General features: G+C 45.2%; 1 pseudogene. It reads right to left on the bottom strand.

Annotated features, from left to right (window positions below):
• A pseudogene (locus AAEY75_RS15825) lies at positions 1–261 on the bottom strand (aminotransferase class I/II-fold pyridoxal phosphate-dependent enzyme); the annotation flags it as partial.

The raw sequence follows: 261 nt of genomic DNA, 5'->3' as shown, positions 1-261 counted from the left end.
ACGGGTCACTGCCAACTCGCGCTGCTTATAGAAGCGCCCTTTTTTAGATGTTAGGTCCTTCATGCTTTGATAGCCACCCATCGCTGTCTGAATCGCATATTGTCCTTGAACGTTAGAACACAGACGCATAGATGCAAGCATATCTAAACCTTCGATAAAGTCAGCCGCATGTTCTTTACGACCTGAAACCATCATCCAACCAGCACGAAAGCCTGCAATACGATGCGATTTTGATAAACCATTATAGGACAACACCAGTAC

The organism is Psychrobacter sp. TB55-MNA-CIBAN-0194 (genome assembly GCF_040309505.1).
Taxonomy (GTDB): Bacteria; Pseudomonadota; Gammaproteobacteria; order Pseudomonadales; family Moraxellaceae; genus Psychrobacter; species Psychrobacter fozii.
This window is presented reverse-complemented; position numbering and strand designations above follow the sequence as displayed.